The sequence below is a fragment of the Subtercola boreus genome, assembly GCF_003399635.1.
Lineage (GTDB): Bacteria > Actinomycetota > Actinomycetes > Actinomycetales > Microbacteriaceae > Subtercola > Subtercola boreus_B.
Window position 1 is genome coordinate 1 of the sequence record NZ_NBXB01000015.1, and the last position, 15,583, is coordinate 15,583.

At 68.2% G+C, this 15,583-nt stretch carries 15 protein-coding genes and 1 rRNA gene; 5 read left to right on the forward strand and 11 right to left on the reverse strand.

Annotation, left to right across the window (positions count from 1 at the left end; translation table 11 throughout):
* Positions 1-8 precede the first annotated feature (8 nt).
* Both rrf and B7R22_RS04590 read left to right on the forward strand, forming a co-directional pair.
* A 5S ribosomal RNA gene (gene rrf, locus B7R22_RS04585) occupies positions 9-125 on the forward strand.
* A gap of 81 nt (positions 126-206) precedes the next feature.
* Entirely contained in the window at positions 207-851 is a 645-nt protein-coding gene (locus B7R22_RS04590) for a hypothetical protein (RefSeq protein WP_147305299.1), read from the forward strand.
* A gap of 10 nt (positions 852-861) precedes the next feature.
* On the opposite strand, the gene pucL is transcribed toward B7R22_RS04590, so the two are convergent.
* Both pucL and allB read right to left on the reverse strand, forming a co-directional pair.
* Complete coding sequence (gene pucL / locus B7R22_RS04595) at positions 862-1,770, reverse strand: factor-independent urate hydroxylase (RefSeq protein WP_172582209.1); 909 nt, start codon at positions 1,768-1,770, stop codon at positions 862-864.
* Positions 1,771-1,783: 13 nt separating this feature from the next.
* Positions 1,784-3,196 carry an allantoinase AllB gene (allB, locus tag B7R22_RS04600; RefSeq protein ID WP_116410631.1) on the reverse strand — a complete coding sequence of 471 codons (1,413 nt, stop codon included), beginning with the start codon at positions 3,194-3,196 and terminating at the stop codon, positions 1,784-1,786.
* A gap of 42 nt (positions 3,197-3,238) precedes the next feature.
* Here allB and B7R22_RS19440 point away from each other — a divergent pair, with 42 nt between their 5' ends.
* Positions 3,239-4,432: a methylenetetrahydrofolate reductase C-terminal domain-containing protein gene (locus tag B7R22_RS19440; protein WP_216363393.1), complete on the forward strand. Its 1,194-nt coding sequence runs from the start codon at positions 3,239-3,241 to the stop codon at positions 4,430-4,432.
* Here the strand turns inward: B7R22_RS19440 and B7R22_RS04610 are convergent.
* The 8 genes from B7R22_RS04610 to B7R22_RS04645 all read right to left on the reverse strand — a co-directional run bounded on the left by B7R22_RS04610 (position 4,429) and on the right by B7R22_RS04645 (position 12,241).
* Entirely contained in the window at positions 4,429-4,998 is a 570-nt protein-coding gene (locus B7R22_RS04610) for a pyridoxamine 5'-phosphate oxidase family protein (RefSeq protein WP_116410632.1), read from the reverse strand. The genes B7R22_RS19440 and B7R22_RS04610 overlap by 4 nt on opposite strands.
* A complete protein-coding gene (locus tag B7R22_RS04615; protein WP_116410633.1) occupies positions 4,998-6,323 on the reverse strand; it encodes an FAD-binding oxidoreductase in 1,326 nt (441 codons plus the stop codon). The genes B7R22_RS04610 and B7R22_RS04615 overlap by 1 nt, the downstream gene beginning before the upstream one ends.
* A gap of 25 nt (positions 6,324-6,348) precedes the next feature.
* On the reverse strand, positions 6,349-7,152 hold the full coding sequence (locus B7R22_RS04620; protein ID WP_116410634.1) for a creatininase family protein: 804 nt from the start codon (positions 7,150-7,152) through the stop codon (positions 6,349-6,351).
* Positions 7,153-7,219: 67 nt separating this feature from the next.
* On the reverse strand, positions 7,220-8,008 hold the full coding sequence (locus B7R22_RS04625) for an SDR family NAD(P)-dependent oxidoreductase (RefSeq protein ID WP_116410635.1): 789 nt from the start codon (positions 8,006-8,008) through the stop codon (positions 7,220-7,222).
* 4 nt (positions 8,009-8,012) lie between these two features.
* Positions 8,013-9,182, reverse strand: a complete 1,170-nt coding sequence (locus B7R22_RS04630; protein ID WP_116410636.1) for an ABC transporter substrate-binding protein — start codon at positions 9,180-9,182, stop codon at positions 8,013-8,015.
* Positions 9,183-9,288: 106 nt separating this feature from the next.
* Complete coding sequence (locus B7R22_RS04635) at positions 9,289-10,149, reverse strand: ABC transporter permease (RefSeq protein ID WP_253258881.1); 861 nt, start codon at positions 10,147-10,149, stop codon at positions 9,289-9,291.
* 23 nt (positions 10,150-10,172) lie between these two features.
* Positions 10,173-10,958, reverse strand: a complete 786-nt coding sequence (locus tag B7R22_RS04640; protein ID WP_116410638.1) for an ABC transporter ATP-binding protein — start codon at positions 10,956-10,958, stop codon at positions 10,173-10,175.
* Between the two features lie 5 nt (positions 10,959-10,963).
* Positions 10,964-12,241 carry an amidohydrolase family protein gene (locus B7R22_RS04645; protein WP_116410639.1) on the reverse strand — a complete coding sequence of 426 codons (1,278 nt, stop codon included), beginning with the start codon at positions 12,239-12,241 and terminating at the stop codon, positions 10,964-10,966.
* 181 nt (positions 12,242-12,422) lie between these two features.
* Here B7R22_RS04645 and B7R22_RS04650 point away from each other — a divergent pair, with 181 nt between their 5' ends.
* Both B7R22_RS04650 and B7R22_RS04655 read left to right on the forward strand, forming a co-directional pair.
* Positions 12,423-13,079 (forward strand): cupin domain-containing protein, encoded by a 657-nt coding sequence (locus B7R22_RS04650; protein WP_116410640.1) that lies wholly within the window; start codon positions 12,423-12,425, stop codon positions 13,077-13,079.
* On the forward strand, positions 13,076-14,041 hold the full coding sequence (locus B7R22_RS04655; protein ID WP_116410641.1) for a PDR/VanB family oxidoreductase: 966 nt from the start codon (positions 13,076-13,078) through the stop codon (positions 14,039-14,041). The genes B7R22_RS04650 and B7R22_RS04655 overlap by 4 nt, the downstream gene beginning before the upstream one ends.
* A gap of 167 nt (positions 14,042-14,208) precedes the next feature.
* Here B7R22_RS04655 and B7R22_RS04660 read toward each other — a convergent pair whose 3' ends face one another.
* Positions 14,209-15,549, reverse strand: coding sequence for an amidohydrolase family protein (locus B7R22_RS04660; RefSeq protein ID WP_116410642.1), 1,341 nt, complete (start codon positions 15,547-15,549; stop codon positions 14,209-14,211).
* Between the last annotated feature and the right edge of the window lie 34 nt (positions 15,550-15,583).

Consider the following 15,583-nt stretch of genomic DNA (forward strand, 5'->3'; position numbering starts at 1 on the left):
GACAGTGTTTCGGCGGCCATAGCGAGAGGGAAACGCCCGGCAACATTCCGAACCCGGAAGCTAAGACTCTCAGCGCCGATGGTACTGCAAGGGAGACCTTGTGGGAGAGTAGGACACCGCCGGACCCACATTAGACAGAATGCCCGACACCCCAACAGGTGCCGGGCATTCTGCATTTAATCAGCCAACCGACCTACGGTGGGGGGATGGTACAGAAGCAGTCGATTCGTGTTATCGCGCTTGCGGGGGTGAGCGCTGTGGTGCTGGGCGGAGCCGTGCTCCTGGCGGCGGCGCGGAGCGCTCCGGCGGACGTGCCGCCGCCGGCCGCCGTCGAGAGCCCGTTCCTGCCGGCTACGACTGCTGTCGGTGCTGTGAGTGCCGCGCCCTGGGCGCGTCCGGATGATCCCACGGGGCGGGCCGCCCTGGCGGGTCTCCGGATGCTGAAGATAGAGGGCACGGCGCTTCATCTGCATGCGCACCTGACGGTCACGGTCGACGGCCAGGCCGAGACGGTGCCCGCCGAGATCGGGATCGACAACCCGTCGGGCACAGTGTCCCCAGTCCACACGCATGACACGACGGGAATCATCCACGTGGAGTCGCCCGTGCAGGCGGACTTCACCCTCGGGCAGTTCTTCACCGAGTGGAACGTCGCGCTCGATGCGGCGATCATCGGGGCCTACCCGAGTACTCCCACAGACACGCTCACGGTGTTCGTGAACCAGCAGCCGTTCACCGGGAACCCGGCATCGATAGTGTTCACGAACAAGATGGACATCGACATCGTCGTTTCGCCGGTGGGAGTGCCCGTGGAGCCGCAGGCTCCCTTCGACTGGCCGGCCCAGTACTAGCACCCCCCTACTAGACGAGGCCGGTGTAGCTGTCCCAGGCCTCGGCGGGGGCGGGGGCGACGTCATCCCGCAGCACGGTCGCCTGAATGAGGCCGTACGGCCGGTCATCTGCGTTGAAGACCTCGTTGTTGTTCTCGATGCCGAAGGGCGCGAGGTTGTAGAGGAAGTGGTGCTTGTTGGGTGCAGAGAAGCGGATCTCGACGATGTCGTCGAACTCTTCGAGCACAGCCTTGCCCATTTCGTAGAGGGTCTGCTGCAGGGCCAGGGAGTGCACGGTGGCGAAGGTGGAGACGAGGATCTGTTTGACCCCTGCGTAAACCGACTCCCAGCTCGTGGGCGTCCCACTGAAACGCCACTGCGCGACGAGCGAGGTCGCCATGATGCGGTCGTTCGTGGGTTCGAGCACGGTGTACGGGTCCTGGTAGAACCCGGCGAACTCCGAGCCGGTGGACTTCAGGATGGTCAGGTCCTTGAACCCTGCGATCACCGTCGTCTCCCGGGTCGCTCCACGGCCGGTGACCGTGATGGCTGCAGTGCGGGTCTCCTGGCCCTGCCGGATCCACGTGTGGTCATGTTCGGCGCCGTCGACCAGCACGCGCTGCCAGGCGAACTCCTCGATCTCGACGCGGGCGCTGTCGATGTGCTCGACGGTGTCGACGAGATGGCTGCCGAGGGTCATCCCGTAGTCCTCGATCGAGACGAGCCCCTTCTCCTTCGCGAAGGCGTAGGCGGTCTGCTTCTGGCTGTCTGTCGGCAACACCTTCGACTGGTCGCCGAACAGGTGGGCGCCGGCGAAATCGCCACGGAGCGCGGTCGACACGTTGATGTCGCGGATCTCGTGGCGAGCTTCGTCGCGGTAGATGCGCACGACCCGGCTCTCTGCTTTGCCGTACCGGTTGGGGCCAAGAACGATGGACACGGGGTGGGTCTCCTTAGGAGTGGGTGAGGGGAGGGGTGAGCAGGGCGCCGCGGAGGGCACGGGCTGCGACAGCTGGTTCACGGGAGAAGACGGGCACACCGGCCAACCAGGTGGCATGGACCACGCCGTTGAGCTCGGAGCCCTCGAACGCGGTGAGCTTGTTCTTGTGCTCGAGTCGATCGGCCTCGACAATGAAGGTCTCGTCGGGGGCGAAGGCGACGAAGTCGGCTGCAGCTCCGGCCACCAGAGTTCCTTTTTGGGAGAGGCCGACGAGGCGGGAGGTGCCGATGCACATCCAGTCGAGAACCCGTTCGAGCGGGATGTCCAGGGCGCGGGCGGCGCTCCAGACGGCGGGGAGGCTCACCTGAAGGCCCGAGATTCCGCCCCAGGCCAGACCGAAGTCACCGTCGTGGGCGAGCTTCAGCTCGCGGGTGCTCGGTGAGTGGTCGGAGGCGATGAGGTCGATGTCGCCGTCGAGCAGTGCCTGCCAGAGTGCCTCACGGTTGCTCTCCTCACGGATGGGCGGGCAGCACTTGTACTGGGTCGCGCCGTCGGAGATGTGCTCGGCGGCGAAGCTCAGGTAGTGCGGGCAGGTCTCCACGGTCAGGCGCAGACCCTCAGCCTTTGCGGCGCGGATGGCCGGCAGGGCGGAGGCCGCAGAGAGGTGCAGGATGTGAGCGCGTGCGCCGGTCATCCGAAGGCCCTCGATGACATGCTCGATCGCCGAGCGTTCGGAGGATTGGGGGCGGCTGGCGACGAAGTCCTCGTAGCCGCGGCCGCCGTCGTTCTCGCTGGCCGCGAGCACCGCCGGATCCTCGGCGTGAACGATGAGCAGGCCGTCGAACTCGGCGAGCTCGGCGAGGGCCCGGTGGAGCTGCTCGGTGCTGAGGTGCGGGAACTCGTCGACGCCCGAAGGGGAGAGGAAGGCCTTGAATCCGAACACCCCGGCCTCGTGGAGTGCCCGGAGCTGACCGAGGCTCGACGGGATCGCGCCTCCCCAGAACCCGACGTCGACGGTGGCCTGCCGGGCGGCTGCCGCGCGCTTCTGCTGGAGTGCATCCGGTGTCGTCGTCGGGGGAATGCTGTTCAGCGGCATGTCGATGATCGTGGTGACACCTCCGGCGGCCGCGGCCTTCGTCGCGCTGGCGAACCCCTCCCAGTCGGTGCGGCCGGGCTCGTTCACGTGCACGTGGGTGTCGACGATTCCGGGGATGAGCACCTGGCCGGCGGGGAGGGTCAGGTCTTCAGCGCTGTCGAAGGGCGCCGCGAAGTCGGCGACGGCCTGGACGATGCCGTCTGTGACGACGAGGGCGGCGGGGCGGAACGATCCGTCGACGAAGACGCGTTCGGCGCGAACGACGAGGTCGTAGCGCTGGGGGTGAGCCGCCTGGCCGCTGGCAGAGGAGGATGTGGAGTGTGGTGCCATAATGCTGGTGTCTCAACCTGACTTTCGAGGGGAGTGCTGCGCGTGACGATACAGGCTCCTGCAGAGTTCACGTGTCCGAAGGACATGGAGTACGGCCCGTGCGGTGGGGTGGAGTTCGACGGCAGTTGCGAGGTGTCGGAGCACCGGTGCGTGTTCGTGGATGCGGCGACCGTGCGTTGGCGGGGGGATGCGCCGGGCGGCGGCGGTCGTGCAGGTGACGGTCGCGCGGATGACGGTGGTGCGGGCGGCGTCATTGGAGCGAGAGGCGGGGGCGGTGCAGGTGGCGGCGTCGGCCTGAGCGCGGGCGGTGTCGCGATGCGCGAACTGCTGGCCGAGCGGCAGATCGTGGTGGCCGACTTCCCCGCGCGTGCGCTCGATGTCGCGTCGCTCGAGGAATGCGCCGGGGTGCTGGCCGGCCGCGTCGATGCGGTTCTGGCGGGGGACTCCGGGGCGGAGCGCGTGCAGTTCTCGCCCACCTACCGTGCCGCGCTCATCCAGAACCTGGGGCTGGCGGTGTGGAGCGGACTGAACTGCCGGGACCGCAACCGCGTGGCGATCGAGGGCGAGCTGGCAGGGCTCGCCTCCGTCGTGGTGGCCGGGGTGCACTGTGTGACCGGAGACCACACCCTGACGGGTGGACGACCGGATGCCCGGCCGGTGTTCGATCTGGATTCGACCCGGGTCGCGGCGCTCGCACGTGCGGCGGGGCATCTCGTCTCGGTGGGGGAATCGCCCGCCACCCCGCCGGTGGCCGAGCGTGCCGCGCGGCTGGTCGAGAAGGCGAGGGCGGGCGCGGAGATCGCGTTCGTCAACCACGCGGGTGGGGTGCTGCCGGTGGCTCGGTTCATCGCCGAGGTGCGGCGGCTCGAGGAAGAAGCGGGGCTGCGGGAGGCCGGTGCGGGAGTCGGTGTGTCGGCTGCCGGCGTGGGGCTCCGCTATATCGCGTGCGTACCCGTCGTGATCGACCGGGGGAGCGCCGAACTGCTGAAGACGTTCACGACGCTGGTGCTGCCAGACGGCTACCTCGACCGCATCCTGGGTGCGCGCGACGTGTACGCCGAGGGCATCGCCGCAGCGATCGAGCTCAGCCAGGGGCTGCTGGCCGTCGAAGGGATGGTCGGGGTGAACCTCTCGGGCGGACCCGAGCGGGGTCGCGAGGTGTTCTTCGCGGAGGCGCTGGCCAGCATCTCCGACGGTCTCGGCCTGAGGAGCAGCCGAGCCGGCACGCCCGATTAGCCCGGCAGGATGACGGTGGTCCATGAGCCGTCGGTCTCCCGGGTGTGTTCGGTACGCTGGCTCGCAGTGTCAGGGCGACCGTGCCAGAGGGTGACCCGCCGCGGGCGGAGGAGGATGCCCGCCCACGTCTCCGGGGGCGTGAGGGCGCCGGGTTCGTGCGAGGTCGTGAAGGCCGCCCAGCGGGTGAGCCGGTCATCCAGAGCCAGCTGGGCGAACGCGGGATCGTTCAGGTGGGCGAGCACCTGCAGGTAGGGGGAGCGTTTCGCGTAGACGCGGGCGAGCGACGGCCCATCGGCGGATTCGGTGTCTCCGGTGACGGTGAGCTGGCGACCGAGCTCCGGCCAGGCGACGGTGAAGGAGGCGTGAGGGATCGCGGTGAGTTCGGCGATCTTACGGGAGCGGGAGTCGGTGTGGAAGAAGAAACCGCTGTCGTCGAACTCGCTCAGGAGAACGTGACGCACATCGGGGTAACCGTCGAGACCGATGGTCGACAGGGCCACGAGCGGCCGGGCGGGATCATCGTTGGCGGGGAGCCACTCGGCCAGTTCGTCGCCGAACGGGCCCATCAGGTGACCTTGCCGGCGCCTGCTACGGCTTCCGCGCCTTCGGCAGGCAGCTTGCCCGGGTTGAGAAGGCCCTCAGGATCGGTGTCGCGAGCGAGGCGGCGGGTGCGCTCGACCTCGTGGTCGACCTCCCAGTGGTGCGGGTTGTGCGAGCCGACACCGATCGCGTCGAGCGCGGCGAACCCGGCGTAGACTTGCTCGGGGCTCTCGTAGATGCCGGCGAGCATGCCGATCGGGCGGCCGTGCTGTGCTTCGATGTGGAGCATTCCCCCGTTGTACACCGCGTGCACCTCGTCGATGCGCTCGACGAGCGCGTGGCCGGCGACTTCGATGTGGAAGTACTTTCCCGGGTCGCTCTTCTGCAGCCACTCGATGGGGTGGTTGTAGGAGAGCATGCTGATCTTCATCGAGGCCTGCGGGCCTTCGCGCACGTCCTCGATGCGTCCGCCGGCGCCGAAGATCAGAGCGGTCGCCGCCTCGACCGTGGACTCGTCGAGGATGGCGCGGAGGCTGGCGCGGTCCGTCGGGATCGCGGCATCGTCGGGAAGGGCGTTCGCGAGCACGGGCAGGTCGGCCGAGACGAGGCGGGGGGTGGGTTCGAGGTCGCCGATCTCGCGGATGACGCTCAGCGCATCCTCGAATGTGTCGAAACTGGCGTAGAGGCCGCGCCAGTTCTGCAGGGGCTCGAGCTGGAGGGTGGCCCGGGCGATGATGCCGAGGGTGCCGTAGGTGTGCACGTAGGGTTCGGCGGCCTCGCCTTCGACATGGATGAGCTGGGCATCCGGAACCGCGTGCACCACGTCGAGCGCGGTCACGAAGCCGGTGTGGTTCGATCCGTGCTTGATCGAGCCCGTGCCACCCGATCCACCCGACAGGAAGCCGCCGATGGAGGACTGGGCCGTCGAGGGGTACATCAGGATCTGCTGGCCGGCGGCATTCGCGGCCTGCTCGATCATGACCATGGGTGTACCGGCCTCGACGGTGATGAAGCCGTCACCGACCTCGATGACCCCGCGGGCCTTCGACATGTCGAGCACGAGGCCGCCCTGCATCGGGATGCCCTGGCCGTAGTTGCCGGTGCCCTTGCCTCGCGGCGTGATCGGCACGTGGTGGCGGACGGCGGCGCCGATGACTTGGGCGATCTGCTCAGCGCTGGTGGGGAACGCGACGAGGTCGGCGAGGCCGATGGGCAGCTGGGCCATCAGGATGGGGGAGAGGTAAGCGCCGTCGACGGAGGCCTTCTCCCGGGCGCGGAGTTCGACGGTGACAGCCTTGTCGCCGAGCAGTTCGCGGAGTTCGGCGGCGAGAGCGTCTGTGTTGTTCGTCATGCGGATGTCCTCAGGTGGGTTCTGATCAGGATGCGGAGAAGCCGATGCGCTTCTGCGGTGCGGCAGGGCTGAAGCGGGCGATCTCGGCGAGGGCGGCGGCGGCCTGCGTGACGTTGTTCTCGAAGTGCGCCCTGCCGAATTCGGCCGTGGCTGTCGTCGGGTCGCCGATCACGCCGGAGGGCGCGAAGTCGTTGCTGACCCAGCCGAAGCTCACCGGTTTGCCGAAACCGACGTAATCGTAGTCGAGCAGGTGCTCGGGCACGCTCCGAACGGCCAGACTCATGTCGACGAGGTCGGGGCGGAGGTGGAGCACGACGCTCGTCTCGACGTGTCCGCCGTGGATGCCGAGGCCCGATTCGGTCTCGCCGGACTTCGCCCCGCCGTTCGCGGGCATCTGTCCGCCGATGAGGAAGGTCTGCAGGCCGAACCGGCGGCGGAGCTCCCGGCAGGCGACCTGCAGCAGGGCGACGTTGCCGCCGTGGCCGTTATAGAAGACGAGCTTGGTGCAGGGCGTCTGGGCGATGGACTCGCCGATCTCGACGATCGTCTGCATGAGCGTCTCCCAGCTCAGCCAGACGGTACCCGGCGCCCAGTGGTGCTCGTCGGATTTCGTGTAGGCCAGGCCCGGCAGCAACCACGCGTTGACGCCGTCGGCGGCGGCGAGTTCGACGGCGGCCTTCGCCGACTCTTCGGCGACGAGGAAGTCGGTCGAGAGCGGCAGGTGCGGTCCGTGGTGTTCGATCGCGCCCGTCGGCAGCACCACGATCGAATCCTGGCGGAGGGCTTCGACGGCGGCGAGACTGGAGAGTTCGACGAGGTTGCGGGGCATGTGGTGGTCCTTGCGGTGGTGATGCGGGGTGGTGGCGAGGGAGGGGAACGAGCGGCGGGCGGACTGCTCAGTGCATGATCATGCCGCCGGTGACGTTGATGGCCTGCCCGGTGAGGTAGTCGGCATCCGAGCTCGCGAGGAAGGTGGCGACACCGGCGACATCCTCCGGCTGGGCGAGGCGGCCGAGCGGGGAGTAGCTCGACCATTCCGCGACATCCGCCTCTGTGCGGGTGGCCGCACCCATCTCGGTGAGCACATAGCCGGGGCAGATGCAGTTGGCGGTGATCGCCTCGGGGCCGAGTTCGAGGGCGGTGACGCGGGTGAGCGCGATGACGGCGGCTTTGGATGCGGCGTAGTGGGCCTGGCCCGCCCCACCGGTCTTGCCGCCCATGCTGGCCATGTTGACGATCTTGCCGGGAGCGGTACTCGCGTCAGCCTGGCCGCCCTGGCGCTGGGCGATCATCCGTTTCGCCGCCACCTGGGTGGTGACGAGCATGGCCCGGGTGTTGATCCGGAACATCGTGTCCCAGTCCTCGGTCGTGATCTCGAGAAGGGGAGCGAAACGCAGGATGCCCGCATTGTTGACGAGCACGTCGATGCCGCCGAGCGAGTCGATCGCCTCGGTGAGCACGGTGCGGGTGTCGGCCTCGTCGGAGAGGTCGACACGGAAGAAGGAGGCGCCGATCCGGGCGGCGGTTGCGGCACCCGGACCTTCGAGCAGGTCGAGGATCGCGACATCCGCGCCCTCCGCAGCAAAGCGGCTGGCGATGGATGCCCCGATCCCCCGGGCTCCGCCGGTGACCACGATGCGTCGTCCTTTCAGGCGCGCGGTGGGCACCAGCGAAGCGTCGGTCATCGGACTACTTCAGACCGATGGAGGTGTCGATGAACTCGTTCGTGAAGATGTCACTCGCGACGAGTCCGGTCCTCACGGCCTTGCCACCGGCGGCGTAGATCGGGGTGTCGACGTCGATGATCTTCTGCACGTTCGCCTCGTCCATGTCGCCGATGGTGCTGTTGTCGCCGTTGCCGACGATGCCGAGGTCCTTCTGGGTCTTGACCGAGTAGTCGGCCATGCCCTGCGAGTAGACCCAGCCGGTGTTGAACTGGGTGACCAGGTCGAGGATCAGCGTGTTGACCGCGTCGGGGCTGTCGAAGTAGTCGACCTCCGCCTGCTGCAGCACGGGCACGAGCGCCTTGAGGCAGCCCGAGAGCTTCTCCTTGTCACCCGTCTTGATCGAGACGGCGGATGCGTAGACCGGGTATCCGGCGTCACCGATCGTCTGGTAGTTCACGGCCTTGCCCCAGGCCGGCACCTCGTACTGGTACTGGTACGGCTCGGCGCTGGCGAAGCCCTGCTGGCCCGCCTTGCCCTGGTCGGCGACGAAGCTGGCGGGGGTGCCGTCGTAGCTGCCGTCGGTCTGGTCCTTCGAGAGGAGACCGGCACTGATCAGGTACTCCATGTAGGCCGAGCCGCCGAAGTAGCGAACGATCGCACCGGTCTTGCCGAGGTCGGCGATCGTCTTGACGTCGGGGTAGGTGGCCGGGTCCCACATGATCATCAGCGGGGTCTTGTCGAGCGGCGCGAAGACGGCCGTGGTGGGCTGGTCTGCCGAGAGCTGAACGGCCTCATCGGTGGTGACGTAGCCGAGGGTGATGCTCGGGTCTGCGTACAGCTGGCTGGTCACGGTCTGGAAACCGATGGCCGGGCCGCCCGAACGGATCTCGACGTTGACGCCGGTCGACGCGCCCTTGGAGTACAGCGGGCCGGAGACCGACTTCTTGTTGGCGTCGATGACCGGGTTCGGGCCGAGCAGTTCGTACAGGTGGCCGTGCTCGGCCTCCGGGTTCCAATCGGTCTGGATGACGACATTGGCGGGGCAACCGGCCGCGGCCAGGTCCACTCCGCCGGCGGCGGCGCTCGCCGCGGGGGTGCTTGCTGCGCCACCTGAGCTGCAGGCCGCGAGGGCGGCCATGCTCAGAACGGCAAGGCCGCTGGCGAAAGCGACTCTCTTGGACTTCTTCAGCATGAGTTCTCCTTGGGATGGGTGCAGGTGCTGTGCTGTGCGGATGGTGCTGGTGGGACAGTTGTGGGCCGGATGACCGGGGGACGGCCATCCGGAGCCGCGCTCGGAATCAGCTGAAGTCGTACCACGTGCCGACGGCGCGCCGGCCGAGGAGGCCGAAGAGCCAGAAGACGAGAACACCGAAGAGCGCCGCGGTGATGATCGTCGCGAAGAGTTGTTCACCCTGCAGACGCGAGCTGTAGTTGCTGATCAGGATGCCGAGGCCCGGGGTGCCGCGGCGGAAGAACTGGTCGCCGACGATCGCACCGACGACCGCGAGGCCGGCGGAGATGCGCATGCCGGCGAAGATCGCGGGCAGGGCTGCCGGAAAGGAGAGCTTGGACAGTGTGGTGAAACGGCTCGCGCCCTGGAGCTTGAACAGCTCCCGGTGGCCCTTGTCGACGGACTGCAGGCCGAACAGGGTGTTGTTCACCATCGGGAAGAGGGCGATCATCACGCAGACGAGCACGCGCGACTGGAACTCGTACCCGAACCAGAAACCGATCAGCGGAACGAGAGCCAGGATCGGGATGCACTGCAGGATGACGGCGTAGGGGAAGAGGGAGCGTTCGATCCATTTTGCCTGCGACATGGCGATGGCCCAGACCACACCGATCACGATGGCGATCGCGAGGCCGAGCATTGAGACGATGACCGTCTGCCAGAGCGCCACGATGAGGGCGTTGAAGGAGAGCGGGTCGATGAACCCCTTCAGCACGATGTCCTGGGGCAGGGGAAGCAGGAACCGCAGGTTCGGGTTCAGTACAAAGAGGCTGATCAGGTACCAGACGGCCACGATCACCAGGAAGACGATGAGCGGCGGCAGCCACGTGGTTCTGCGACGCTTCCTGCTCGTCGGCTTCGCGACGGTCGCGGTGACGGCGAGCCCGGGTGTCGGGTGCGCCTCGAGCTCGTCTGTTCCGTCGGTCACTGTCTTTTCGTTCGAGATGGTGGTCATGAGTGGCCGTGTCCCTTCCGGAGTGCGTGAGCGACTTCGCCGACGAGCGCGGCGTATTCGGGGGTGAAGCGGATCTCGGGATCGCGGGGCTGGGGGAACGGCACGTCGAAGGTCTCGACGATCTTGCCGGGCCGACCCGACATGACGACGACCTTCGTCGACATGTAGACGGCCTCGGAGACGGAGTGGGTGATGAAGAGCCCGGCGAACTGCTTCGCGTTGAACAGCCTGATGAGTTCGTCGTTGAGGCGCTCGCGGGTGATCTCGTCGAGCGCTCCGAACGGTTCGTCGAAGAGGAACAGCTCGGGGTCGAGGGTGAGAGAGCGTGCGAGGCTCGCGCGCATCTTCATACCGCCGGAAAGGGCTTTCGGCAGGTGCTTCTCGAAGCCCTTCAGGCCGACGAGGTCAATCGCGTCCTTCGCTTTCGCGGCGCGATCCTTCTTGCTCTCGCCGTGCAGCTCCGCGAGGAGTTCCACGTTCGCGGTGACGTTCCGCCAGGGCAGCAGTGTCGCATCCTGGAAGACGTAGCCGATGCGATCGGTGCCGAGGGCCACGGTGCCGTCCGAGGCGGTCTCGAGCCCGGAGGCGATCCGGAGCAGGGTCGACTTGCCGCAGCCCGAGGGGCCGACAACGGTGACGAACTCGCCGCGCTTCACGACGAGATCGACACCCTGCAGGGCGATGGTGCCATCGGGGAACGTCATCTCGACGTTGGAGAAATCGAGGAGGGTGTCCGACTTCGCGTGGGTGGGGGCATTCGGTGCGGGTGCTGTGACAGTCATTTCAGCTACCTCGTTTCCACTAGTGACGGGTGGTGTGCGGGCGTGGGCTCGGCGACGTTGTAGCTCACCGTGCTCTGGGCGACAAGCATGCCGGCGTGGATGACGTATCGATCGGCGGAGGCGTTCGCGACGGCGTCGGAGAGGTTGGTGGCGCGCACGGCGAGGAATTCGGCGCGGGCACCCACGGCGACGCCGGCGACCGGGAGTGCCATGACGTCTCGGGCTCCGTCGGAGACAGCCGTGTAGGCCTCGTCGAGGGTGAGGTGGCCGGCGATCACCAGCAGGGAGGCCGTCTCCAACGCGTCGCTCCGGCCGACCGGATTGAAGGGGTCGCGCACGTTGTCTGCACCGGCGGCGAATCGGATGCCGCGCTCGAGCACGGCACGGGCCGCGGTCAGCCCGCGCGGAGTCGACACCGGGTGCTCCCAGCCCTGCAGGTAGAGGTTCGTGATCGGGTTGCTGATGATCCCCATGTTCGAGGCCTCGACCTCGTCGAGAACGTCGGCAAGTGCATCCGGTGCCAGCGTGCCGAGGCGCACGCAGTGGCCTGCGCTGCGGTTGCGCTCCGCGGGCCAGTCGCGAACCTCCCGGGCGAACTCGGCGAGGGTGAGGGCGCCTTCCAGATTCTCGTCGGTGTGGATGTCGACACCGACGCCCTTCCGTTCGGCGAGGCGCAACAGGCGCTGGAGGTCGGCGCTCGGGTCGAGGGCGAGGTGCGGGGAGCCACCGACGAGGTCGACACCGAGATCGATGGCGGCTTCAATGTCGGCGTCGGGAACGTCGGAGCCGGCGAGAGCGACGAGTTCGATGTCCATCAGGCCACGGAGCTCTTGGCGCACCTGCACCAGTGCGCGCACACCCCGGAGCGGTTCGTCGCCCAGCAGGATGTCGACGTGACTCCGCACGGCGGTCGTTCCCTGGCGGAGCATGAGGAGGGCCGCGGTCTTGGCCCGTTCGGCGATGCTCTCGGTCGACATCGTCGCAGCGTAGGCGCGCCAGGCCAGGATGGCCGAGACCAAGTCGCCCATCGGCGGGTTGATGGCGTCCCAGGAGAGCGCCTTGTCGAGGTGGGCGTGCGGGTCGGCCGGGGCCGTGAGCAGCAGGAAGCCGGTCAGGTCGATCGTCGCGCCGGGTTCGGGCGATGCCGCGTCTGACGTCACGTCGAACGAGTGGGCGGGTGCAACAGCGGCGACGGTGTCGCCATCCAGAAGCACATCGCAGGTGGATCCGTCGGGCAGGGTCGCGTTCTGCAACAGGGTGACCCTCAGCGGAAGAGTATTCACGGCTGCACAAACTCCTGACGGCACACGGATGTTGATGTGTTCAACATGAATGAACTTACGTTTGGTGCGTTTCCAACGTGTAACGCGGGCATTTCGCCCTGATAAATACAGGGGAGTCCGATTGTCCTAACCCCGTCGCGGGCGGTTACTGTCTCTGCAGAGGCGTCGGAAGGAGGCCCACATGACACCCGTCACCGAGGCACTCGACACTCAGACCCGACAGCTGGGAGCGGCCATCCGTGCTGCCCGGCTTTCGAAGGCGTTGACGCTCGTCGAACTGGCCCGCCTGGCCCAGCTGTCGCACCCGTTCCTCTCGCAGCTCGAGCGCGGCCACGCCCGGCCGAGCATGGCATCGCTCGAGCGCATCGCCCGGGCTCTCGAGACCAGCCAGCTCGACCTGCTGGCCGGCGCGGCGGACCTCGCGACCGACGATCCGGAGCTGCTCTGGGGGCCCGTGACCGTGACCGCCGGAGCCCTGGTGCCGCCGGTGCGTCTGCCGCGCCGCGCCGAGGTCGTACGGCGGGACGAGGGCACGACCGGCCCCTACGCCGAGGGCAGCGCGCGGTTGCTGGTGGGTGCCCGCGCCCGGTTCCAGCCGATGGAGTTCACCGGGGCGAATGTTCTGTTCGGGGATTTCTACCACCACGCGGAAGACGAATTCGTCACCGTCGTCGAAGGTAGAGTCGTGGTCGACCTCTCCGGTGACGGCGAATTCGTGCTCGGCTGCGGCGACTCGGTGTACTTCGAGGGCGGCACTCTGCATCGTTGGCGTTCTGCAGGCGAGGGTACCTACCGGCTGCTGATCGTGAAGCAGCGTTTTCAGAAAGAGCAACCGTGAACGTTCATCCCCTGCCATCCGTCGATGTGATCGTGACCGACCGGCAGAGTGTCGCCGACGACATCCTGTTGCTGACCCTGGCCGCCGCGGACGGCGGCGACCTGCCGGAGTGGAGCCCGGGTGCGCACCTCGATCTGATGCTGCCGAACGGCATCGAACGACAGTATTCGCTGTGCTCCGACCCCGCCGACCGGAGCATCTGGCAGGTCGCGGTGCTCCGGGAGAGTGGGGGGCGGGGCGGATCCGAGTTCGTGCACGCGACCCTGGCCGTCGGTGAGACCCTGCGGGTACGGGGGCCGCTGAACCACTTCGCGTTCGAGGCGGCCTCCTCCTACGTCTTCGTGGCGGGCGGGATCGGGATCACACCGCTGCTGCCGATGATCCGCGCGGCCGCGGGGGCCGGTGCGCCCTGGACGCTGGCCTACGCGGGGCGGTCGGAGGGATCGATGGCCTTCGTGCGGGAGTTGGTGGGCGAGCATCCGGAGCACGTCAGTGTGTACGCGAGCGAGGCGGGCGAACGTCTCGCGCTCGACGACCTGTTCGCTGCGGCTCCCGCGGGCGAGCTGGTGTACTGCTGCGGTCCCGCCCGGCTGCTGGATGCGGCCACCGCCCGCTCGACGGAGCTCGGCTGGCCGGCGGGGCGACTTCACCTCGAGCGTTTCGAGGCCAAGGAGACGGGCGCACCCGTGCTCGCCGACGCGTTCGAGGTCGAACTGGAGTTCTCGGGGCTCACGCTGACGGTCCCGCCGGAACGGAGCATCCTCGATATGGTCGAAGAAGCCGGGGTGCTCGTGCTGTCGTCGTGCCGCGAGGGAACGTGCGGCACCTGCGAGACGCCTGTGGTCTCGGGTGAGGTCGACCACCGCGACTCGGTGCTGACGCCCGAGGAGCAGGCCGACAACGAGGTCATGATGATCTGCGTGTCGCGGGCGGCCTGTGCGAAGTTGGTGCTGGAGCTCTAGCCGCGCCGGATCCTCCTTTCGCGTCGTGCCTCGTCTCCCTGCCCTCGCGCCCTCCGTCGCCCTCCGTCGCCCTGCCGGAGGGGCCCATATCGCGCCAAATGGCGGGCGCTGGCGCGATATGGGTCCCTTCGGTCGCCTGCTGGCGGGTGCTCAGCGTTTTCCGCGGGTCAGAGGGCGTGGCGGGCTGCGAGGAGCGCCTCGAGGTCGGCCGCGATGGTGCGCTCGTCGTGGCCGACGAGCTGGTAGTCGCGCACGACCACGCGGCCGGCCACGACGACGTGCTTCGGGCGCCGGCCGGGGTTCGCCCAGAGGAGGCCTGCGACCTTGTCGGCGACGGCTGCGTCGGCCACGCCCGAGACGTCCCAGACGCAGAGATCGGCCGCGTCGCCCGGCGCAAGGGAGCCGAGTTCGGGCCGACCGAGGCCGAGGGCCGAGCCCTTGGTGGCCAGGCCGAGCACCTCGCGGGCGGGGATCGGCGCTCCCACCAGCGGCGCGATCTGCATCGCCAGCCGGGCGTCGGCGAGCAGGTTCGAGGCATCGTTGCTGCCGCCGCCACTCGTGCCGAGGCCGACGGCGATCCCGGATGCCCGGAGTGCCGCCACCGGCGCGATGCCCCAGCCCATCGGGAGGTCGCAGGCCGGGGCGTGCGTCGCCGTCACGCCACTCGCTGCCAGGCGGGCGATCTCGTCGTCGGTCACCGCGCAGAGGTGAGCGAGAGTGACGTCGGGGGCGAGCCAGCCCCAGTCGTCGAGCAGGTCGATCGGCCGCCGGCCGTACTTCTCGAGGGCGATCACCACGTCGACCTGTTCATTCGCCTGCGTGCGTCGTCGGAGCCCGTGGCGAGCGGCCACTTCGCCCAGCAGCCGGAACGTCTCCGGGCTGTCGCTGTGCACGCCCGCGGGGCCGACGGCCACCTGCAGCATGCCACCGTGCCGAATGCCGCCGCGCGCACCGGGCACGAGGGCTGCCGCGATCGCCTCCGCGGAGAGGGCGGCCTGCTCCGCATCGTCGCGCGCCGACCCGCGCACGAAGACCAGCCGGGCTCCGAGGTCGACGGCGGCGCTCGCGGCGGCCCGCGCAATGCCGACGGTCAGGTCGATGTCGGTGTTGACGGGCCCGCCCGGCCAATTCAGGTGGTGGTCGGCGACGGTCGTCACGCCGCTGAGGAGGCTCTCGGCCAGCCCGGCGCGGGCCGCGGCATATTCCAGCTCGGGATCTATGCCCACACGCGCATATTCAGCGGCCATGGTGGGGAGCCAGGATGCCATCGGCACTCCCCGCGTGCCCGGCAGGGTGCGGAACGCGGTCTGCAGCAGGTGGTGGTGGGCGTTGACGAGACCGGGGGTGACGATGCATCCGGAGGCGTCGAGGGTGTCGAAGGTCTCTTCGTCGGTGCCGGCGTGGCGGGCATCCGGAGCCGAGACGACAGCGTTCTGCAGGAACAGGTCACCGCTCGATTCGGTTTCGTCGTCGACGAGGATGGCGAGGGCGTGGTGAACGGTGAGCATGATTGAGTTCTAACATTCTTTTGTGTCACGCTGA

What these genes read in the sequence shown, in the direction of transcription:
- B7R22_RS04590 (WP_147305299.1), top strand. Translation starts at nt 207, where the DNA reads ATGGTACAGAAGCAGTCGATTCGTGTTATCGCGCTTGCGGGGGTGAGC.
- allB (WP_116410631.1), bottom strand. Translation starts at nt 3,196, where the DNA reads ATGGCACCACACTCCACATCCTCCTCTGCCAGCGGCCAGGCGGCTCAC.
- B7R22_RS04610 (WP_116410632.1), bottom strand. Translation starts at nt 4,998, where the DNA reads ATGGGCCCGTTCGGCGACGAACTGGCCGAGTGGCTCCCCGCCAACGAT.
- B7R22_RS04615 (WP_116410633.1), bottom strand. Translation starts at nt 6,323, where the DNA reads ATGACGAACAACACAGACGCTCTCGCCGCCGAACTCCGCGAACTGCTC.
- B7R22_RS04620 (WP_116410634.1), bottom strand. Translation starts at nt 7,152, where the DNA reads ATGCCCCGCAACCTCGTCGAACTCTCCAGTCTCGCCGCCGTCGAAGCC.
- B7R22_RS04625 (WP_116410635.1), bottom strand. Translation starts at nt 8,008, where the DNA reads ATGACCGACGCTTCGCTGGTGCCCACCGCGCGCCTGAAAGGACGACGC.
- B7R22_RS04630 (WP_116410636.1), bottom strand. Translation starts at nt 9,182, where the DNA reads ATGCTGAAGAAGTCCAAGAGAGTCGCTTTCGCCAGCGGCCTTGCCGTT.
- B7R22_RS04640 (WP_116410638.1), bottom strand. Translation starts at nt 10,958, where the DNA reads ATGACTGTCACAGCACCCGCACCGAATGCCCCCACCCACGCGAAGTCG.
- B7R22_RS04650 (WP_116410640.1), top strand. Translation starts at nt 12,423, where the DNA reads ATGACACCCGTCACCGAGGCACTCGACACTCAGACCCGACAGCTGGGA.
- B7R22_RS04660 (WP_116410642.1), bottom strand. Translation starts at nt 15,549, where the DNA reads ATGCTCACCGTTCACCACGCCCTCGCCATCCTCGTCGACGACGAAACC.